The organism is Streptomyces sp. NBC_01408 (genome assembly GCF_026340255.1).
Taxonomy (GTDB): Bacteria; Actinomycetota; Actinomycetes; order Streptomycetales; family Streptomycetaceae; genus Streptomyces.
Genome location: NZ_JAPEPJ010000004.1, coordinates 64,147 through 83,195 on the forward strand (window position 1 = coordinate 64,147; position 19,049 = coordinate 83,195).

A 19,049-nucleotide genomic window follows, 5' to 3' on the forward strand; every position below is an offset into this window, starting at 1 on the left:
CAGCAGTCATACGAACAGCACATCCACACACCATGGAAGAGGAGACACGGGAGCGATGACCTCACCCATCCTGGTCACCGGCGGCACGGGCAACCTGGGGAAGCACGTCGTCCCCCTCCTGCGGGCGGCCGGCCACGACGTACGCGTCCTGTGCCGGACCCCGCGCGAGAACACCACCGGCATCGAGTACTTCGCCGTCGACCTCATGAACGGCGAGGGCATCGACCCCGCCCTCAAGGGCGTCGACACCGTCCTGCACCTCGCCGGCGGCACCAAGGGCGACGACAAGGTCACCCAGAACCTCGTCAACGCCGCCAAGCGCGCCCACGTCAAGCACCTCGTCTACATCTCCGTCATCGGCGCCGACACCATGCCCATCGGCTGGTTCAAGACCCAGCTCGACGCCGAGAACGCCATCACCGGCTCCGGCATCCCCTGGACCATGCTCCGCGCCGCACAGTTCCACGACATCGTCCTCATGATGGGCGAAAAAATGTCCAAGATGCCCATCGTCCCCGCCCCCGGCGGCCTCCAGTTCCAGCCCGTCGACTCCCGCGAAGTCGCCGCCCGCCTCGTCGAACTCACCCTCGGCCAGCCCGCCGGACGCGTCGCCGACATCGCCGGACCCAAGGTCTACCCCCTCGGCGACCTCCTGCGCAGCTACCTCACCGCCACCGGCAAGCGCCGCCCCCTCCTCCCCATCCGCATGCCCGGAAAGGCCGGCAAGGCCTACCGCGCCGGCGACAACCTCGCCCTCACCGGCACCCTCGTCGGCAAGCGCACCTGGGAAGAGTTCCTCGCCGAGCGCGTCGCCGCCTAGAGCACCGCACCCCTGCTGCCGGGGCCCCCGTCCGGGGGTCCCGGCGGTGTGCTGTCCGCACCCGGGCCCCGTACATCCGGCTGCTCCACAGGGCACGCCGAACCGCGGAGTCGTAACGGCGTTAACGGCGTTAACGCCGTTAACACCTCCCCCCAGACACGCGCAGGTGCCCAGACCCCCACTTCGGGTCTGGGCACACGAACGCGTAGGACACCCCGCAACGCGCGGTCAGGCGAGGGCTGGTGCTGCGGTCACAGCACTAGGCTCCCTGGCCGGCCTTCTCGTAGAAGCCGTCCTCGTGGATCGCCTCCACGCGGACCTCCTGGCCGTTGGCCTCCAGCCACTCGGCGCGCAGCCGCGCCGCCTCGTCGTCGGCCTGCGACGCGGGGACCAGCCGGCCGTCCGGCGTCAGCCGCTGCGGCGTCTCGCCGCACGGCCGCCAGTCGAACTTGGCCGCGATCTTGAACAGGTCCTCCTGCGTCAGCGGGCCGCCGTTGTCCTTCTCGGCCTGCAGCGCGGTGGGGTGGTAGTTCTCGTAGCCGCCCGGCATGTGCAGCGTGAGGAAGTGCGCGCCCTCCCCGGGCGGGGTCGCCCAGGTGTGCCGGGTGCCGCTGGTGATGTACGCCATGCTGCTCGGGCCGAGCTCCACGACCTCGTCGTCCACCTGGACGATGAGCTTGCCGGAGACGACGAAGTAGGTCTCGGTGGACTCCGCGTGCGTGTGCAGCGGCGGACCCGACCAGGCAGGACCCTGGCGCGTCTCCACCAGCGATGCCGCGCCGTCGGTCATCTTGTTCGACAGCACGATCTCGAACCCGCGGCGACCCTCCGGCCGGTCCCCGGGGTGAACGACGTACGTCATCGAGTCCTCTTTCAGCTTGGATGTCTGCGCATCCCCGATCTAACCGAGACCGGTGCCCGTCCGACTGCGGCCCGCCGCGCGCAGTTGAACGGGTTGCCGCCGCGCCGCCGGCCGCCGTACGCGGGCGGGCGCGGGCCGCCTGCGCCCGCCGCGACCCGTCTGGCCTGGGGCGCGGCTCAGAAGGCGAAGTCGACGTAGTCGATGTCGGTGAACTCCACGAGCAGTCCCTGGGCCCGGGCTCCACCATCCTTGAAGTAGACCTCTTGCAGGCCTTCAGCCGCGATCCGCTGAAGCTGGTTCTCCGTGGCACCGGCGTCCTGAGCGGCGAGCAGGCGCCCCGCGTACTCGGGCGGCAGGTGCTGGGTGATGCGGCGCATGCGGCCGTCGTCGCTGGTGCCGGGGGCCGCCGTGAACCCGAAGCGTGCGCGGGTCTCGATGACCAGACCGGTGCTCTTGGCCGCCCGGTCACGGGCCCGCTTGCGCACCAGGGGCTGCCAGCGGCGGCGGACCTCGCCCTCCAGGCGGGCCGCGAGAGCCGGCTTGGGCTGCTTGATCTGGTCCTTCACGTACCGCTCGACCGTGCGCTGGGAGATGCCCAGCAGGCCCGCGACGGCCTTCGTGGACTTGAGCTGCTTCACCAGGAACCGCATCTGCGCGCCCGCCGACTTGGGGACGGGGCGGGTGAAGTTCATTTCGTCGGCCCGGGTGAGGCTGTCGCTGATCTCGGACATGGGTGGAAGCTACTCTCCGTCGGCCGCGGCGTCGTGGCCCTTGATGTGGCGGGCGGGGTTGTGGCGTTCGTCGAGCATCCGGACCGCCCACAGCAGGGGCTGGGTGCCCTCGTGCTTCACCATGCCGGGGCTGACCCCGAGGCGGAAGCCTCCGGGCAGCGGCTTGCCTTCGGGGGTGCGGGGCAGGAAGTCGAGCGGGCCGGGGCCGTCGGAGAGGTACACCGCGCAGTCGGAGAGGACGGCGATGGGGTACTCGCCCGCGGCGGCGAGCTTGCGCATCTTGCGGTGCATGTTGACCCGGGCCGTGGAGATGACGGCGGCCCTGATGTCGGGGCGCCAGGTGGGGCGTTCGAGGGCGGGCCAGGGCTCGCCGGGGCGGTAGCCGGCGCCCTGCGGGCGTTCGCGGAGCTTGCCGATGCCGCCCTTGACGGTGGACTTGATCGCGGACAGGACCGCCGTCCGCGCGGGGTCGTCCCGCTTGTGGGTCTGCATCGCGGTGAGGAACTCGGCGTCGTCGAGCCCGGGATGCACCCCCAGGTCGGCCATCGTGGCCAGGTACGCGTCGCGCAGCCGGGTGTACCAGGCGTCGAGGTACGGGCCGTTGTCCGGGCGCAGCCACGCCTCGGTCGGGCGGACCTCGTGGCCGAGCTCCTGCGCGTAGGCGAGGGTCGGGGTCGCGTACCAGGCGGGACCGGCCGGGGCCTTGCCGTGGGGGGTGAACGGGCTGGGCAGGCGCGGGTCGAGACGCAGCCCGGAGAGGTCGGCGAGCCAGCAGCCGGGGGTCTTGGGGTCGAAGCGGGGCGCCGTGGTGTGGACCGCGGGGCCGAGGCCGACGGTGAGCCGGTTCGCGGCCGCCGCGAAGGCCATGTTCACGTCGATGCCGACGGCGTGCGTGCGGGCGCACTCGGTGTCGGTGAGGAGTTCGGGGTCGCGGATCCAGTCGTACGCCTCCTCGTCGAGGACCTGGTCCGGGGTCCGCTGGTGGGCGCGCGGGTACAGGGCCGCGACCACCGGGTGCTCGTCGGGGGCTTCCGGGGGCGCGGGGTCGACGGGGCGGGTGAGGGATCCGGCGACGGGCGCGGACTCCCAGACGCCGGTGTCGGCGTTGCGGGCGGCGCGGGTGGGCGGGCGCAGGGCCGTCATGAGCTCCAGGCCGGAGACGGCGGTGGAGCCGCGGGGGGTGAGGACCCGGGCGGCGTAGCAGGTGAGCAGCTCGGCGAGTTCCGGGGCGGGCAGCGCGGCGGTGTCCTCGCCCCAGGCGCGGGGGTCCAGTGCGCCCCAGGGCAGGATCGCGAGCTGGACGCACTGGCGGCCCCCGCCCTGGGTGGCCGGCCGGTAGATACGGGGCCAGGGGCCGAAGCCGCGCCGGGTGAGCTGCCACTTGGCCTTGGCGAGCTGGCGCAGGACCGGGTGGTCGTCGGGCAGGCGCAGACCCCGGCGGTCCTCGAGGACCAGGGGCAGGCCGAGGGCCTGTGTGGCCTCGGGGGTGAGGACGAGGAGGGGGTCGCCGTCCTTGCCGTTGCGGTGCAGGCGCGGGGACCGGAGGTCGGCGTCGGGGCCGAGCGCCCAGGCGATGAGCGCGGGCAGGCTGCTGGTGGGGTGGTCGAGGACCAGCCCGCCGGCGGCATGGGCGCGGCCTTCGCCGTCGAGGACGGCGAGGGGCCCGTTCCCTTCCAGGGCGGCGGGACGGCTCCACGCGGCGGGCCTCCGGGCCGGGGCGGCGTTAACGGCGTTAACGCCGTTAATGATCGCGGAGCCCGCAGGCGCCTCCGCCTCCGAGTCGACGGCCGGACCGTTAACGGCGTTAACGGCGTTAACGGCGTTAACGATCGCGGAGCCCGCAGAGGCCTCCGGCTCCGGCTCGACGGCCGGACCGTTAACGGCGTTAACGCCGTTAACGCCGCCGACGGGGTGGAGGGCGGCGAGCCCGTCCAGCAGGCGGATGTAGGCCGCGCGCTTCGGCGGACGCGGAGCCGTGCGGCCGGTCTCCCAGGAAGTGACGGTCTCCCGGCGGACGGACAGGGCCTTGGCGATCTGGTCCTGGCTGAGCCCGGCGGCCTCGCGCAGCCGCTTGCGCTCGTCGGGGTGCGGCAGCGCGTCCTGCGCGGCCGCCTCTTCGAGCAGGGCGTCGACCGCCGCGAAGAGGCCGTCCTGTTCCTCGTGCATGTGGGGCACCTCCGAGTGCAGCCTATGTGAAGCGCACGCTTGAACGCACACGAAACGCACCTGGGGGGCGCCGTCGGCGTTAACGGCGTTAACGGCGTTAACGCCCCCGTCGTGAGTTCCGGCCTCAGATCCGCCCCAGCAGCAGCTCGGTGACGGCCTTGAGATCGTCCGGGGACAGCTGGTCGGCCAGTGCGTCCGCGATGTCCTGCGGGGAGTCGCCCGCGATCGTGATCCGCCGCGCCTCCCCGACCCCGGAGGCATTAACGGCGTTAACGCCGTCAACTCCGTCAGCGGCCTCCCCCGGAGCGTTAACGCCGTTAACGGTCGCCGCCCCCAGCGCGTTAACGCCGTTAACGCCGTTAACGGTCGGCGCCCCGCCGGCCGCCCCGCCCGCCCGGCTGCGCTGCCGAGGGGGATTAACGGCGTTAACGGTCGCCTCCGCCGCCGCCTCCTGCTCCTCCTGCGGCAGCCGCCCGATGCGCCGCGCCGGTTCCACCTTCAGCTCCCCCGTCTCCACCTTGTCCTGGAGTTCCGGGGTGAGCTGGAGCAGGGTCAGCCGCTGCGAGACCCAGGCCGCCGTCTTGCCGAGCCGCTTGGCGACCTGGGCCTGGGAGCCGTGCACCTCCACGAGCTCCTGGAGGGCACGGGCCTGGTCCATCGGAGCCACGTCGACCCGGTGGACGTTCGCGATCAGCGCCGACTCGAGGATGTCGGCCGCCGAGGTGGCCAGGGAGTCGTTCACGTGGATGTGCATCGACTTCAGGCCCGCCAGCTGGGCCGCCGCCAGGCGCCGGTTGCCGTCGATGACCACGTACGGGGCACGGCCCAGCCCGTCGGTCTGCCCCGGGTGCGCCTCCATGAAGGCCATCCGGGTGGCGACCGCGAGCGGCTGGAGCTGGCCCCTGATGGTGAGGGACTGCGCCATCTCCTCGAGCTCCGTGAGCTCCTCGCGGAGGTTGAACGGGTTGTGCGCCAGGGCCTCGATCGGTACCTCCGACGGCGGGACGACCCCGGAGGTGGGGGCGCCGGTCGCCTCCGCGATCGCCGCGCGGCGGGAGCTGACACCGGCCGGCTGGGCCCGGGCGAACGAAGCCGAGACCCCGAGTTTGTCGGCCTTGCTCATGAGATCTCCCTTGCGAGGGCGCGCAGCGCGACCGCCTGGTCGCCCTTGGGCGCGTAGACGAACAGCGGCTGCTTCACCCGCACCGCTTCGCGCTGTTCCTTGAGGTCGGGTACGACGGCCACCACCCGCGGATCCTTTATGTCCAACCAGGCCTGGAGGGAGGAGGTCGCGATGTAGCCGCGCCGGCCGTCGTAGAGGTTGACGACCAGCCCGAGGTAGTCGATGTCCAGGCTGAGGTCGTCGCGCAGGTCGTTGATCTGGGAGGTGAGGAGGTCGTACGCGTCGGCGGACGAGTCCTCCGCCTGTACGACGATCAGCGCGCCGGAAGCGCCGGACTGTTCGGCGTCGCGGCGGCGCCCGTAGTAGATGGCCGCGTCCATGCTGAGGCCGAGGCTCGGAGGGCAGTCGACGAGGATGACGTCGTAGTCGGACTCGACGGGGGCGAGGGCCCGTTCGAGGGCGGCCTCTCGGGCCCGGACGGTGGACAGCCGGACGTCGAGGAGGAAGGCGTCCGTGCAGGCGGGCAGCAGGTGCAGCCGGTCGCCGAACCGCTCGTCCGGGACGGGGACGATCAGGTCGGTGAGGGGGCCCTTGGCCTCGCCCGCCATGTGGCAGGTGAGGCTGTCGCCGCCGATGGGCAGCGGCTGCTGGCCCAGCTGCTTGGTCAGGTGGCCCTGCGGGTCGAAGTCGACGAGCAGGACCCGCATGCCGAGACCGGGCAGGTCCTCCAGGTCGAGGGACGCGGCGGTCGGGTCCGGCTGTCGGCCCTCGTCCTCGGTGCCCGTGAGGCGGGCGAGCTGCCGGGCGACGCGCACCGGGTGCAGGCTCGACGGATCCTCTGCCAGGGCCTCTCCGGTGCCCGCGGTGATCGCGGTCTTGCCGACTCCGCCCTTCTGGTTGCACACGACGATGCGGCGTACGACGGCGGGCCGCCGGACGGTCGGGGCCGGGTTCATCTCCAGCCAGAGCCGCACCGCTTGGGCCAGGCCCTGGATCAGGGAGACCCCGCGCTCCTTGGACCCGGCGCGGAAGGACTCCCACTGGCCGGCGGGCAGCCAGGTGGAGAAGGACTCGGCTCCCGAGGTGTCTACGGGGGACGGGGCGGAGGCGAGCGCGCTCCAGTGGGCGATGCCCTGGTGGACGGCGTCCTGGATGTCCACCCGCAGTTGAGCGGTGCGGATCTTCAACTCCTGGCGCAGCCACGGGGGGAGCTTGGAGACGACCTTCTCTCGGTCGCTCTGGGACGAGGGCGAAGTCATGAGAGGGACTTTACTAACGTTCCGTGGCTCGGGTGACCGCCACGCTTGAGTTTTGCTAACGAAATACGGAGCGACACGGATCCGCGGCGGACCCAAGACGGATCCAAGACGGCCACAGAAGTCCCCGGGTACGCGACAGGGCGGCCTCGCACACGCCGTAGCGAGCACCCCCGTGGTTCACCACGGTGTGTGCGAGGCCGCCCTGATGCGGTTTCAGCCGACCGTGACCCCAAGGGAGTCCGGGGCCGGCAGAGCGAGCTCGGCACGGCACGCGGGCGAGCCGGCCGGGTCGAAGTGCGGGATGCGGTCGGCGGGCACGATTCCCGGGAGGAGGAAGTTCCACAGGTCGATGACCCGGCTGTGCAGGTCCTCGCGGCCGGTGCGCACGTGCGAGGCGACCTGGATTCCGGTGAACGAGCCCACGAGCAGCGTCGCGAGGTCGTGCACGTCGAGCGAGGACCGTACGTCGCCGCGCTCCTGGGCCGGCACCAGGCAGCCGAGGCAGGTGTCGATCCAGGTGTTGTACGGGGCCGGGTCCGGGTGGGTGAAGGAGCCGAACTCGATGATCAGCCGTATTGCGGCGCGGATGCGGACGTTGGTGCGCAGTCCGTGCGCCATCTGGTGGGTGAGGTCGATGACGGTCTGGAGGCCCGGGTCCGCGATGGCGGGCACGCCCTCCGCGACCTGGAACTGCTCGTCCATCAGGGTGCGGGCGAGGGCTTCCTTGGACTGGAAGTGGAAGTACAGGGCGCCCTTGGTGACTCCGGCGTGCTTGACCACGCCGCTCAGGCTGGTGCCCTCGAAGCCGCAGGCGTCGAAGGCGACGGCCGCGCCGTCGAGGATCGCCTGCCGGGTGATCTCCGCCCGTTCCTGCCTGACCCTCGCCACGTACCTGTCTCCTGTGCGGTCGGTGAGCAGGACGCGATGGTGCCCGCTAGAGGCCCGCTCGAAGAGCAATCTAGCGGGACAGCGGCAAAGAAAACCAGTCGACCAGTACTTTTTCTGCGGAAGCAGCGGTCATTCACGGGGTCTTGGGATGTTTTGCGCTGATACTTTTTGGCAGTCCAACGGCGCGAGGGCATTAACGCCGTTAACGGTCCGCGCCGTTAACGCCGTTAACGCCGTTAACGGCGCCGGACATGACGAAGCCCCGGTACCCCTCCAGGACGGGGGGCAGAGCGGGGCGGAACGAAGGGCGCGTCGCCGTTAACGGCGTTAACGCCGTTAACGGCCGGGTGGGCCGGCGCGGACCCGGTACGGGGGTCCGCGTCCGGGGGTCCGGCCGGTCAGGCCCAGGCGCCGCCCGCCAGCTGGTGCGTGGCGATGTTGATGCGGTTCCAGACGTTGATCAGGCCGACGTGGAGGATGAGCGCCCCGAGCTGCGCCTCGTCGTAGTGCTTGGCCGCCTCGTCGTAGACCGCGTCCGGGACGGCGTCGGTGCGGTCCGCGAGACGGGTCACGGACTCGGCGATGGCGAGGGCGGCGCGCTCGGCGTCCGAGAAGTAGCTGGTGTCGCGCCAGCCGGCGAGGACGTGAATGCGGTCGTCGGTCTCGCCGAGGTGCTTCGCGATCTTGTGGTGCATGTCCAGGCAGACACCGCACCCGTTGATCTGGCTGGCCCGGATCGACACGAGCTCCAGGGTGCGCTCACTGATGCCGGTACCGACGACGGCCTTGTGGGCCGCCTGCAGCGCGTCCATCGCGCCGGGGACGACGACGGCGGGGTTTCCCATGCGTGCGGTCACGGTGAGCTCCTCGATCGAGTAGGTGGTTACACCGCACTGACGGACGGGCGACCGGAAGTGTGACCGTCCTCAGGAGCCACTTTCCCGCCGGGGGCGTTAACGGCGTTAACGCCGTTAACGGTGCCCCGCCGACGAGCCCCGACCGTTAACGCCGTTACCGGCGTTAACGCTCCCCCGGTCCACGGCGTCCAGCGCCGCCTGCCACGGGAAGTGGTCAGGCGCGTCGGGACCGGCCGGCCCGGGAACGAAGCCGCCCTCGCCGTGCAGCACCGTCACCCCGGCCCCGCGCAGGACGGCCAGCGACTGGTCGAACTGCGGGTGCGCGGCGAGCGCGGAGTTCAGGCAGGGCACGGCCACCACCGGGGTGCCCTTGCCGAGCGCCTCGGCGGCGACCCCGACCGCGAACCGGTCGGTGAGCCCGAGGGCCCAGGCGTTGAGGGAGTTGAAGGTGGCCGGAGCGAACAGCAGCGCGTCGGCCGCCGGCCATACGTCGGGCTCCCCGGGCAGCTTGTACTGCCACCGCACCGCGTGGCCGGTCAGCACCGCCAGCCCGTCCAGGCTCCCGGCCAGCCAGTGGGCCGCCGTCGGCGTCAGACCCAGGCATACGTCCCAGCCCCGGGCCCGGGCGTCCTCGATCACGTGGGCCACGTCGAACACGGGCGGGGCGGCGGAGCAGAACAGGTAGAGCGTCCTCGTCATACCGACATGTGATCACATTGCTTGACCTCGGCCCTGATTGAGGGGGTGGGATCGTCCGCGGGGACACCGAAAAGATTTTCCGGCGCAAGCGATGAGTTCCGTACGGCGCGGCCGTCTCTACTCCTGACAGCGGATACAGAGACAAGGAAGAGGAGCCGTTCCCATGCGGATCGTCATCAGTGAGTTCATCAGCCTGGACGGCGTCGTACAGGCCCCGGGCGGTCCCGAAGAGGACACCGACGGCGGGTTCGCGCACGGCGGATGGAGCCACCCCTTCTTCGACCCGGAGACGATGGGCGCCGCCATCACCGAGGCGATGGACAGCACGCAGGCGCTGCTGTTCGGCCGCCGCACCTGGCAGACGATGGCCGCGGCGTGGCCCGAGCGGGCCGGCGACCCGTTCGCCGACCGGATGAACGCCTTCCCCAAGTACGTCGTCTCCCAGACCCTCGGGGAGGACGACCTGACGTGGAACAACACCACGCTCATCCCCGGCAACAAGGCCGTCGACCTCATCCGGGAGCTGCGCGAGAGCGACGGCGGCGACCTTTCGGTCATGGGAAGCCCCACCCTCGTCCGCACCCTCCTGCACGAGGACCTGGTCGACGAACTCCGGCTCATGATCATGCCGGTGCTCCTCGGCGGCGGTAAGACGATCTTCCCCGACGGCGGCACCCTGCGCACGCTCGACCTGGTCTCCACGGTCACCAGCAAGACGGGCGTGCAGATCTGTACCTACCGCCCGGCCGCGGGCCGTTGACCAGCCCCGCTGCATACCCACGCACACCCGCACCCACGCACATCCGCCACCACGCACAGACGGGAACCCCCACATGACCGAGGCACCGAAGGGCCCGGCCTCCTACTTCCCCTCGATCGAGAAGAAGTACGGCCTCCCGGTCGCGCACTGGAAAGGCCTCATCCGCTCCTCGCCCCTGACCCGGCACATGGACCTCGTCACCTGGCTCAAGACGGAGCACGCCCTGGGCCACGGCCACGCCAACGCCCTCGTCGCCCACACCCTCGCCGAGGACCGCGGGAAGTGAACAGCTGTCGCTGAGACGCACGCGTATGCGACTGAGCTTTGCGGCTATGGCCCGTCTCGCGGCAGTGGATTTCACTGGACCCATGACACAGACCACGCAGAACACCCAGAGCACGCAGACCGCGGCCTCCCCCGCCACCACCCTGGTCATCGGCGGCAGCGGCAAGACCGGCCGCCGCGTCGCCGAGATGCTCGCCGCCCGGGGCCGCCCGGTCAGGGTCGGATCCCGCACCGGCGAACCGCCCTTCGACTGGAGCCGGCCCGACACCTGGGGGCCGGCCCTGGAGGGCGTCGACCGGGTGTACGTCACCTACTACCCCGACCTGGCGTTCCCCGGGGCCGCCGAGCAGGTCGGCGCGTTCTCCGAGGCGGCCGTGGCCGCCGGAGCGCGCCGCCTGGTCCTGCTCTCCGGCCGCGGCGAGGAGGCGGCGCAGCGCGCCGAGGAGAACCTGAAGGCCTCGGGCGCCGACTGGACCGTCGTCCGCGCCGCCTGGTTCCACCAGAACTTCGACGAGGGCTTCTTCCTGGAGCCGGTCCTGGCCGGCGAGATCGCCCTGCCGACCGCGGACGCCGTCGAGCCCTTCGTCGACACCCGGGACATCGCCGACGTCGTCGTGGCGGCGCTGACCGACGACCGGCACATCGGCCGGACCTACGAGCTGACCGGCCCCCGCCTCCTCAGCTTCCACGACGTCGCCGCCGAACTGTCGAAGGCCACCGGCCGCGAGATCTCGTACGCCCCCCTCTCGGGCGAGTCCTACCGCGCGGTGCTGCGCGAGCACGGCCTGCCGGAGGACTTCGCCGACCTGTTCACCCTGATCCTCGACGGACGCAACGCCCACCTGGCCCACGGGGTCGAGGAGGTCCTGGGCCGCCCGCCGCGGGACTTCGCCGACTTCGCCCGCGAGACGGCGGCGACCGGCGTCTGGAACGTCTGACCCGCCGAAGCGTGCCGCGATGCCGGGGAGGATGTACGCATGGACACGCTGACCGGCCTCCTCGAAGGCCCCCAGGCCCGGGGCGCCTTCCTGCTCAAGTCCGTCTTCAACCCGCCCTGGTCCCTGCGGGTGGAGGACCGGGCCCCGCTGTCGCTGGTGACGATGGTGCGCGGCTCCGCGTGGCTGCTTCCCGACGAGGGCGCGCCCGTCCTGATCGGCCCGGGGGACGTCGCCGTCGTACGGGGCCCCGAGCCGTACACGGTCGCGGACTCCCCTGACACCCCCGTGCAGATCACGGTCGACGCCGACCAGCGGTGCAGCACGCAGGCGGGCGAGGACATCACGGGATCCATGGACCTGGGCGTGCGCACCTGGGGCTCCGCGTTCCAGGGCGAGGACTCCGCGGTGATGCTGAGCGGCACCTACCAGGCACCGAGCGAGATCGGCCGGCGGCTGCTCGGCGTGCTCCCGTCGGTCCTGGTGCGCCGCCGCCCGGACTCCTCCGACACCACCTTGGTCCGGCTGCTGTCGGAGGAGATCGGCAAGGACGAGCCCGGGCAGGAGATCGTCCTGGACCGGCTGCTGGACCTGCTGCTCATCGGGGTGCTGCGCAGCTGGCTGGCCGCGCCCGGCACCGGCGCCCCCGCCTGGTACCGCGCCCAGGCCGACCCGGTGGTGGGCCCGGCCCTGCGCCTGCTGCACGAGAGCCCGGCGCACGGCTGGACGGTGGAGGAACTGGCCCTGAAGGTCGGGGTCTCCCGCGCCTCGCTGGCCCGCCGCTTCACCGAGATCGTGGGGGAGCCGCCGGTGGCGTACCTGACGGGCTGGCGGCTGGCGCTGGCCGCCGACCTGCTGCGCGAGCCGGACGCCACGGTCGCGACGGTGGCCCGCCGCGTGGGCTACAGCAGCGCCTTCGCCCTCTCCACCGCCTTCAAGCGGGTGCGCGGCGTCAGCCCCCGCGAGTTCCGCACCACCCCGGCCGCCGCCACCGCGCCCGCCCCCTCGGGCCCACCGCGTACGGTCGTCCTCCCCGCCCCCTGACCCGCCCTGAACGGAGGTCACCGCAGCGAGTCAGGTCAGGTCAGGTCAGGTCAGGTCAGGTCCAGTACACCGACCGTCTGCCCGCCGCTGGACTCGCCCGTGAGGCGGAAGCCCAGCCCGAGGTAGAAGCGCTCGGGGCCGTCCTCGCCCGGTTCCCAGGTGACGTGCGCCCGCCCGGCGCCCCGCCGGCGGAGCTCCCCGGTGACGGCCTCGACGGCGAAGCGGCCGTAGCCCTTGCCCTGCCGGTCGGCGGCGACGTTCAGCCGCCAGATGCCGGAGCGGATGTCCGAGGGGTCCCCTGCCGGGTTCCAGGCGATGTCGAGGAAGGCCATGACGAAGCCGACGACCTCGTCGCCTTCGACGATCGCCTGCGGCCAGGCGGCCTCCCCGTGGACGTACGCCTCGGCGAGCGACTTCACGACGGGCGAGACGAGGTGCTCCTGACGGGGGTGCACGCGTACCGCGCACACGGCGTCGAAGTTGTCGGCGGTGACCGGTTCCAGACGCGGTGACGAACTGCTCATGCACGCACCCTAACGGCGGTGTCTCCCCCGAAGAGCGCGGCCCTACCGGCTCTGGCCGTGCAGGACCAGCGCCCACACCAGGAACCCCACGGCGGCCGTGCACAGGACCGCGCGCCACACGTTGGCGCGTACCCACGGGACCTCGAACGCCCGGCGGACGGCGGCCGGATCGGCGATCCGCTCGGGCGGTCCGGCCTGCTCCAGTGCGTTGTTCAGCGGGATGTTCACCCGGGCGGTGACGGCCATCGCCACGACGTAGCAGACGAACGCGCCGACCAGTGGCCAGAGTGCGCCGCCTCCGCCGGAGGGGATGTGCAGGGCCAGCGCGAGCCCGGTGAACAGGAGGGCGCCGATGTAGCCGAGCATGAACCAGCCGTTGAGGATGGCCACGTTGATGCGCTGCATCGTCTCGATGACGGTGCGGTCACCGCTCCGCCCGAGACCGGGCATCACGGCGACGGAGAAGGCGTAGAAGAGGCCGCTCATGAGGGCCATCGTGAGGGTCGCCGCGACGAGCGACGCGAGCCTAGCCGTTTCCATGACGGATTCCCCCTGCTGATGCTCGGTCGGGCGTGTCGATGATAAGCACCCCCGGTACCGTGCGTCCCGCAGGCATTCCACCCCATTTCTATGGTGTCTTGAGCCCCGCCCGCGACAGTGGCTGCGATCCGGACCCCCCGGGCCGTCGGCCCCCGGGACCGGACCCACTCCCAGGAGGACAGACCGTGAAGGACCAGACGGCCCCGAAGGACGGGCTGGACGCCCTGCGCGCCGACATCGAGCGCCGCAACCCCGCCCAGCCCGAGTTCCACCAGGCGGTACGGGAGGTCCTGGAGACCCTGGCCCCCGTCTTCGCCGCACGGCCCGAGTACGCCGAGGCCGGGCTCGTGGAACGGCTCGTCGAGCCGGAACGCCAGATCATCTTCCGGGTCCCGTGGCAGGACGACCACGGCCGGGTCCACGTCAACCGCGGTTACCGCGTCGAGTTCAACAGCGCGCTCGGCCCGTACAAGGGCGGCCTGCGCTTCCACCCGTCGGTGAACATCGGCGTGGTGAAGTTCCTCGGCTTCGAGCAGATCTTCAAGAATGCGCTGACCGGCCTCGGCATCGGCGGCGGCAAGGGCGGCAGCGACTTCGACCCGCGCGGCCGCTCGGACTCCGAGGTCATGCGGTTCTGCCAGTCCTTCATGACGGAACTCCACCGCCACATCGGCGAGCACACCGACGTCCCGGCCGGCGACATCGGCGTCGGCGGCCGCGAGATCGGCTACCTCTTCGGGCAGTACCGGCGCATCACCAACCGCTGGGAGGCCGGCGTCCTCACCGGCAAGGGCCAGGGCTGGGGCGGCTCCGCCATCCGTCCCGAGGCCACCGGCTACGGCAGCGTCCTGTTCGCCGCCGAGATGCTCGCGGCCCGCGGCGGCGCCCTGGACGGTCTGTCCGCCGTCGTGTCCGGCTCCGGCAACGTCGCCCTGCACACCATCGAGAAGCTCCAGCAGCTCGGCGCCAATCCGCTGACGGCCTCGGACTCCGAGGGCTACGTCGTCGACGACAAGGGCATCGACCTCGCGCTGCTCCGCCAGATCAAGGAGGCCGAACGCGGCCGGGTGTCCGAGTACGCCCAGCGCCGCGGCGCCTCGGCCCGCTTCGTCCGCGGCGGCCGCGTCTGGGAGGTCCCCGCCGACGTCGCGTTCCCCTCCGCCACCCAGAACGAACTCGACGAGGCCGACGCCCGGACCCTCGTCCAGAACGGCGTCAAGGCGGTCTCCGAGGGCGCCAACATGCCCACCACCCCCGCGGCCGTCCGCATCCTCCAGGAGGCCGGCGTCGCCTTCGGCCCCGGCAAGGCCGCCAACGCGGGCGGGGTCGCGGTCAGCGCCCTGGAGATGGCCCAGAACGCGGGCCGCTCCGCCTGGCCGGCCGCCCGCGTGGAGGAGGAACTGGCCGCCATCATGCGCTCGATCCACACGGTCACCTCCGAGACGGCCGTCCGCTACGGCGCCCCGGGCGACTACGTCACCGGAGCCAACATCGCGGGCTTCGAGCGCGTGGCCGACGCCATGCTCGCGCAGGGCGTCATCTGACCCGCCCCGCCACGGAGGGTGCCCCCGGACTTCGAGCCCGGGAGCACCGGGTCCGTACCGGCACCCCTACGGGACGGCGGTCCCGGGCAGCCACTCGGCGGCCTCGGGCCGTTCCAGGCGGTCGTAGCCTGGGCTCCCACCACGGAGAGGGAGACACCACGTGCTCACTGCACTGGACGGGCTGTACGGGGACCGGAAGGACGCGGTCACCGTCGCGGGCCGGTCCGCCTCGTACGAGGAACTGCTCGGCGCGGCCCGGGCCGTGGCCGCGGACGTCGCAGGCGCCCCCGCCTTCGCGGTGACCGCGACCGCCTCGCTGGAGACCGTCGCCGCCGCCGTCGGCGCACTGCTGGCCGGGGTGCCCCTCGTACCGCTGCCGCCCGACGCGGGAAGCGCCGAACGCGAGCACATCCTGCGCGACTCGGGCGCCCGCACCCTCGACGTGGACTTCGCCCGACGCTCCGACTGGACCGGGCCCGCGCCCGCGCCCGAGGACCCCGCCTTGATCCTGTACACCTCGGGCACCACCGGCGCCCCCAAGGGCGTCGTCCTGACCGCCGCGGCCCTCGCCGCCGACCTGGACGCCCTCGCCGAAGCGTGGCAGTGGAGCGCCGAGGACACCCTCGTGCACGGTCTGCCCCTCTTCCACGTCCACGGGCTCGTCCTCGGCGTACTCGGCGCCCTGCGCACCGGCAGCCGCCTGGTCCACACCGGCCGCCCCACCCCCGAGGCCTACGCCGAGGCCCACGGCAGCCTCTACTTCGGCGTGCCCACCGTCTGGTCCCGCATCGCCGGCGCCCCGCAGGCCGCCGCCGCACTGACGGGCGCCCGCCTGCTGGTCTCCGGCAGCGCGGCGCTGCCCGCCCCCGTCTTCCGCGACCTGGAACGCCTCACCGGCCACCGCCCGGTCGAGCGCTACGGCATGACCGAAACCCTGATCACCGTCAGCGGCCGGGCCGGCGCCGAGGTCCGCCCCGGTACGGTCGGCACCCCGCTCCCCGGCATCCGTACCCGCATCGCCGCCGAACCGGGCGCCGAGATCGGCGAACTCCAGCTGACCGGGCCCACCCTGTTCGCCGGATACCTGGGCCGGCCGGAGGCCACCGCCGCCGCGTACACCGAGGACGGCTGGTTCCGCACGGGCGACATCGCGGCCGTCGACGAGGCCGACGGCGTCCACCGCATCGTGGGCCGCGCCTCCATCGACCTCATCAAGTCGGGCGGCTACCGGATCGGCGCGGGCGAGATCGAGAACGCCCTCCTGGACCACCCGAGGGTCACCGAGGCCGCGGTGGTCGGCGTCCCCGACACCGACCTCGGCCAGCGGATCGTGGCGTTCGTCGTCGCCGAGGGCGTCACCGGCGAGGAACTCACCGAGTTCGTCGCGACGCGCCTCTCGGTCCACAAACGCCCCCGCGAGGTTCGCTTCATCCAGGCCGTGCCCCGCAACGCCATGGGCAAGCCGCAGAAGAAGCTGCTCCTCACCCAGGAGTCCGGCAGCTGAGGACCCGCCGCGCACCGGAGTGAAAACCGGTCAGAACAGTTACGGCAACACACGGCCCCACCGCTCCCCACGGCGAGCCGCCCCAGGGGCCCTCCAGGGGCCCCGCACCACACAAAAGCCCCCGGGGTACCCCGGGGGCCCATCAAGCCCCTGAGCACCCCTCAGGAGCCTTTCTCGCACGCGTTGCTACCCCACGGCGTGCAACGTCCTGCGCCGCTTCGACTCCGCGGCCTTCTTCGCGGCCGCCTGCGCTGCCCGCTTCTGGCGCTGCTCGGCCAACTGGTCCTGATACGCCGCCACGGCCTGGTGGTAGCTGGCCACGTAGCCCCGCGCGTCCAGCCGCTCCTCCGCGGGCATCTCGTTGACCGCGGCCACCGCGTCCTCGAAGGAGTTGTATCCGGCCAGCATGGGGTTGATCTGGTACACCCCGTTGCGGACCTTCCGCACCGCCTTCGCAAGCTCCAGGCTCCGCAGCGCGGCGTTGACACTCGGCCGGCTCAGATCCAGCAGCCCGCCCACCGTGGCCTGGTCGATGAGGATCCGTCCGCCCGGCTCGCTCAACGAACGCAGCTTCAGCAGCACCCGATAGGCCGCCGGCGGGAGGTCGAGGTCTGAGAGAAGCCCATCGGCGTTGACCGCAGCGAATCGCAAGGTGCTCACTGAGCTGTCCCTTCTTCCGTGCGCTTCGCCCGGCTCAGCCGACGCGCAGCGCGCTCTTTTGCCCGTTCGGCCCGCAATTCCGCGATGGCCTGCCGCATGTGGTCCAGAGACGGGAAGCGCACCAGATCCGGCAGACTCGTGTCGCTCCGAATCTCCGAGATGGTGCTGTGCTGCTCCACCTTCACGAACTCACCCGTCATCTCCGTACCCGGGATGAACTCAGCTACCCGGTAACTGTAAGGCGGGTTGAACTGATACACACCCCGCCGCACCTTGAAGACGATCCCATGGGACATCACCGTGTGAAGCGCTTCCGATGTCTTCGTCCGAGAGACGTCCAGGATGGTAGCCATCTCCTCCTGCGTCAGCTGAATCCGCCCCCCGGCCCGCTGGCAGGCAATCAGCAGCAGGATCAGCCTCAACGGCAGCGCTTCACGGAAGTACTGGGCGATGACCAGGAAGAACTCGAGACTGTCCATCGAGAACGCGTTCGGCTGGGTCTGCGTCCCGTAGAACTCCAGCGGCTTGCGCTCGCCGTCCAGCGTCAGCTTCCGGCTCGGATACCGCTTCGCGAGACTGTCCAGATCCTTCACCGGAGCCAGCGGCTGGCTCCAGGCCGAGATCGCGTCATCAACGGGGAGATCAGGACGCGGCGCACGCCCAGGACTCGGCCGGCGGCGCTGTGGCTCGGATGACACGAGGATGCTCTCCACTTCGTTGATCTGCGGAGAGAGTATGTCAACAAGGGTGACACAAGTGTCACGCTCGTTGACGTTCGGCGTGTCTTGTGTCCCCTCAGGAGGGACATATCTCGGCCACGCCCACCATCCCACCCCCCGCCACCAACCCCACCCGATCCACCCCTAGTTCAGGGACACATCTCCGCTAAAACGTCAGCATCCCCGACGTTTTAGCCCATTTTACGTCAGCCTCACTGACGTTTTTTCGTCGTTCTGTCCCCCTACCAGGGACACATCCCCCGAGATATGTCCCTCCTGAGGGGACATATCTTTTCTCCCACACCCCCTTTGACCTGCGCAAACGCATCTCCGTACCTTCTATATGCAGCTGGTCCGTCATCTGACGCTCACAACAACCCCCAAACAACCGGCCGTCGGCCCAAATCTGACGGTCCGTCACCCGACGGAACCCCCCGTACCGCATGCCCCTCCCCCTGTCTTGAACACCCCCGGAGGTGACTGATTCCCGTCTCTATCCACTGCCGGCTTTGAATCAGTCCTTGAGCAAGCACTCACCCCCCTTCGAGTGTCAAGCAGACCCCTCGATCAGACTCCACCTTCAATCAGTCCTTCTTCATTGCTCAAAGAACCAGACCCACTGCACCAACCAGCAAAAAAACCAACATAAAAACCAAAACCTCCAAGGCAACGCACAACGATGCCCAACGCCTCCTCCCCACACAGCTCCCCTTCACAAGCTCGCCGACACCATTCAAACGCTCGGCGAAAGTGAAGCAAGGCCTACTTTTTGGGCGAAACAAAGCGGAGCCCACCTAACCGAGCAAAGCTAGGCAGCCATACCTGGCGGAGCGCAGCGGAGCCAGTTCCACGCGAGCGAAACGAGCGGAGTCTCCCTCCTATAGGGAGGCTCTGCGAAGCAGAGCCTCCCGCCCAGCCCGCAGGGCTGGGGCCGGTCGAGCGCAGCGAGGCCCGTTCCTTCGAGCGAGCTCAGCGAGCTCGGTCGCCTTCCCAAGCGCGCAGCGCTTGGGCCCGCCGAGCGCAGCGAGGCGGGTCTCTTCCTAAGCGCGCAGCGCTTAGGCCCCCCGAGCGCAGCGAGGGGATTCCCTCGGGCGAGCGCAGCGACCCCGTCATTGCCTAAGCGCGCAGC

Annotated in this window: 19 protein-coding genes; 7 read left to right on the top strand and 12 right to left on the bottom strand. The window is 71.0% G+C overall.

What is annotated here, in order from left to right:
- Positions 1 to 55: 55 nt before the first annotated feature.
- Complete coding sequence (locus OG447_RS31745; protein WP_266941082.1) at positions 56 to 820, top strand: SDR family oxidoreductase; 765 nt, start codon at positions 56 to 58, stop codon at positions 818 to 820.
- A 259-nt stretch (positions 821 to 1,079) separates the two neighbouring features.
- On the opposite strand, the gene OG447_RS31750 is transcribed toward OG447_RS31745, so the two are convergent.
- The 8 genes from OG447_RS31750 to OG447_RS31785 all read right to left on the bottom strand — a co-directional run bounded on the left by OG447_RS31750 (position 1,080) and on the right by OG447_RS31785 (position 9,405).
- The gene (locus OG447_RS31750; protein WP_266941084.1) at positions 1,080 to 1,682 is read right to left on the bottom strand and encodes a cupin domain-containing protein; all 603 of its coding nucleotides are present in this window, start codon (positions 1,680 to 1,682) and stop codon (positions 1,080 to 1,082) included.
- 176 nt (positions 1,683 to 1,858) lie between these two features.
- Positions 1,859 to 2,413 carry an XRE family transcriptional regulator gene (locus OG447_RS31755; RefSeq protein ID WP_266941085.1) on the bottom strand — a complete coding sequence of 185 codons (555 nt, stop codon included), beginning with the start codon at positions 2,411 to 2,413 and terminating at the stop codon, positions 1,859 to 1,861.
- 9 nt (positions 2,414 to 2,422) lie between these two features.
- The gene (locus tag OG447_RS31760; protein WP_266941087.1) at positions 2,423 to 4,579 is read right to left on the bottom strand and encodes a DNA-binding transcriptional regulator; all 2,157 of its coding nucleotides are present in this window, start codon (positions 4,577 to 4,579) and stop codon (positions 2,423 to 2,425) included.
- A gap of 124 nt (positions 4,580 to 4,703) precedes the next feature.
- Positions 4,704 to 5,702, bottom strand: a complete 999-nt coding sequence (locus OG447_RS31765; protein WP_266941088.1) for a ParB/RepB/Spo0J family partition protein — start codon at positions 5,700 to 5,702, stop codon at positions 4,704 to 4,706.
- Positions 5,699 to 6,961 carry a ParA family protein gene (locus tag OG447_RS31770; RefSeq protein WP_266941089.1) on the bottom strand — a complete coding sequence of 421 codons (1,263 nt, stop codon included), beginning with the start codon at positions 6,959 to 6,961 and terminating at the stop codon, positions 5,699 to 5,701. The genes OG447_RS31765 and OG447_RS31770 overlap by 4 nt, the downstream gene beginning before the upstream one ends.
- A 213-nt stretch (positions 6,962 to 7,174) precedes the next feature.
- Positions 7,175 to 7,849, bottom strand: a complete 675-nt coding sequence (locus OG447_RS31775) for a ScbR family autoregulator-binding transcription factor (protein WP_266941090.1) — start codon at positions 7,847 to 7,849, stop codon at positions 7,175 to 7,177.
- Between the two features lie 398 nt (positions 7,850 to 8,247).
- Positions 8,248 to 8,706 carry a carboxymuconolactone decarboxylase family protein gene (locus OG447_RS31780; protein ID WP_266941091.1) on the bottom strand — a complete coding sequence of 153 codons (459 nt, stop codon included), beginning with the start codon at positions 8,704 to 8,706 and terminating at the stop codon, positions 8,248 to 8,250.
- Between the two features lie 114 nt (positions 8,707 to 8,820).
- Entirely contained in the window at positions 8,821 to 9,405 is a 585-nt protein-coding gene (locus OG447_RS31785) for a flavoprotein (protein ID WP_266941092.1), read from the bottom strand.
- Positions 9,406 to 9,568: 163 nt separating this feature from the next.
- On the opposite strand from OG447_RS31785, the gene OG447_RS31790 reads away from it, so the two are divergent.
- From OG447_RS31790 to OG447_RS31805, 4 genes are all read left to right on the top strand, one after another.
- Positions 9,569 to 10,165, top strand: a complete 597-nt coding sequence (locus tag OG447_RS31790; protein ID WP_266941093.1) for a dihydrofolate reductase family protein — start codon at positions 9,569 to 9,571, stop codon at positions 10,163 to 10,165.
- Positions 10,166 to 10,238: 73 nt separating this feature from the next.
- Positions 10,239 to 10,451, top strand: coding sequence for a DUF4287 domain-containing protein (locus OG447_RS31795; protein WP_266941095.1), 213 nt, complete (start codon positions 10,239 to 10,241; stop codon positions 10,449 to 10,451).
- 82 nt (positions 10,452 to 10,533) lie between these two features.
- Entirely contained in the window at positions 10,534 to 11,388 is an 855-nt protein-coding gene (locus OG447_RS31800) for an NAD(P)H-binding protein (protein WP_266941097.1), read from the top strand.
- A 39-nt stretch (positions 11,389 to 11,427) separates the two neighbouring features.
- Positions 11,428 to 12,429, top strand: a complete 1,002-nt coding sequence (locus tag OG447_RS31805) for an AraC family transcriptional regulator (protein ID WP_266941099.1) — start codon at positions 11,428 to 11,430, stop codon at positions 12,427 to 12,429.
- Between the two features lie 50 nt (positions 12,430 to 12,479).
- On the opposite strand, the gene OG447_RS31810 is transcribed toward OG447_RS31805, so the two are convergent.
- Together OG447_RS31810 and OG447_RS31815 are read right to left on the bottom strand one after the other, a co-directional pair.
- Complete coding sequence (locus tag OG447_RS31810; RefSeq protein ID WP_266941100.1) at positions 12,480 to 12,953, bottom strand: GNAT family N-acetyltransferase; 474 nt, start codon at positions 12,951 to 12,953, stop codon at positions 12,480 to 12,482.
- A gap of 42 nt (positions 12,954 to 12,995) precedes the next feature.
- Positions 12,996 to 13,493, bottom strand: a complete 498-nt coding sequence (locus OG447_RS31815; protein ID WP_266941102.1) for a DUF1772 domain-containing protein — start codon at positions 13,491 to 13,493, stop codon at positions 12,996 to 12,998.
- Positions 13,494 to 13,678: 185 nt separating this feature from the next.
- On the opposite strand from OG447_RS31815, the gene gdhA reads away from it, so the two are divergent.
- Both gdhA and OG447_RS31825 read left to right on the top strand, forming a co-directional pair.
- A complete protein-coding gene (gdhA, locus tag OG447_RS31820; protein WP_266941104.1) occupies positions 13,679 to 15,037 on the top strand; it encodes an NADP-specific glutamate dehydrogenase in 1,359 nt (452 codons plus the stop codon).
- 160 nt (positions 15,038 to 15,197) lie between these two features.
- Positions 15,198 to 16,541, top strand: coding sequence for an AMP-binding protein (locus OG447_RS31825; protein WP_266941105.1), 1,344 nt, complete (start codon positions 15,198 to 15,200; stop codon positions 16,539 to 16,541).
- A 186-nt stretch (positions 16,542 to 16,727) separates the two neighbouring features.
- On the opposite strand, the gene OG447_RS31830 is transcribed toward OG447_RS31825, so the two are convergent.
- Positions 16,728 to 17,201 carry a MarR family transcriptional regulator gene (locus OG447_RS31830; RefSeq protein WP_266941107.1) on the bottom strand — a complete coding sequence of 158 codons (474 nt, stop codon included), beginning with the start codon at positions 17,199 to 17,201 and terminating at the stop codon, positions 16,728 to 16,730.
- On the bottom strand, positions 17,198 to 17,914 hold the full coding sequence (locus tag OG447_RS31835) for a hypothetical protein (protein WP_323181893.1): 717 nt from the start codon (positions 17,912 to 17,914) through the stop codon (positions 17,198 to 17,200). The genes OG447_RS31830 and OG447_RS31835 overlap by 4 nt, the downstream gene beginning before the upstream one ends.
- Positions 17,915 to 19,049 lie beyond the last annotated feature (1,135 nt).

Excerpts from the sequence above, each read along its gene's own strand:
- OG447_RS31785 (WP_266941092.1), bottom strand. The coding sequence starts at position 9,405 with ATGACGAGGACGCTCTACCTGTTCTGCTCCGCCGCCCCGCCCGTGTTC.
- OG447_RS31805 (WP_266941099.1), top strand. The coding sequence starts at position 11,428 with ATGGACACGCTGACCGGCCTCCTCGAAGGCCCCCAGGCCCGGGGCGCC.
- OG447_RS31745 (WP_266941082.1), top strand. The coding sequence starts at position 56 with ATGACCTCACCCATCCTGGTCACCGGCGGCACGGGCAACCTGGGGAAG.
- OG447_RS31755 (WP_266941085.1), bottom strand. The coding sequence starts at position 2,413 with ATGTCCGAGATCAGCGACAGCCTCACCCGGGCCGACGAAATGAACTTC.
- OG447_RS31815 (WP_266941102.1), bottom strand. The coding sequence starts at position 13,493 with ATGGAAACGGCTAGGCTCGCGTCGCTCGTCGCGGCGACCCTCACGATG.
- OG447_RS31790 (WP_266941093.1), top strand. The coding sequence starts at position 9,569 with ATGCGGATCGTCATCAGTGAGTTCATCAGCCTGGACGGCGTCGTACAG.
- OG447_RS31750 (WP_266941084.1), bottom strand. The coding sequence starts at position 1,682 with ATGACGTACGTCGTTCACCCCGGGGACCGGCCGGAGGGTCGCCGCGGG.
- OG447_RS31770 (WP_266941089.1), bottom strand. The coding sequence starts at position 6,961 with ATGACTTCGCCCTCGTCCCAGAGCGACCGAGAGAAGGTCGTCTCCAAG.
- OG447_RS31795 (WP_266941095.1), top strand. The coding sequence starts at position 10,239 with ATGACCGAGGCACCGAAGGGCCCGGCCTCCTACTTCCCCTCGATCGAG.
- OG447_RS31765 (WP_266941088.1), bottom strand. The coding sequence starts at position 5,702 with ATGAGCAAGGCCGACAAACTCGGGGTCTCGGCTTCGTTCGCCCGGGCC.
- OG447_RS31810 (WP_266941100.1), bottom strand. The coding sequence starts at position 12,953 with ATGAGCAGTTCGTCACCGCGTCTGGAACCGGTCACCGCCGACAACTTC.
- OG447_RS31760 (WP_266941087.1), bottom strand. The coding sequence starts at position 4,579 with ATGCACGAGGAACAGGACGGCCTCTTCGCGGCGGTCGACGCCCTGCTC.
- OG447_RS31800 (WP_266941097.1), top strand. The coding sequence starts at position 10,534 with ATGACACAGACCACGCAGAACACCCAGAGCACGCAGACCGCGGCCTCC.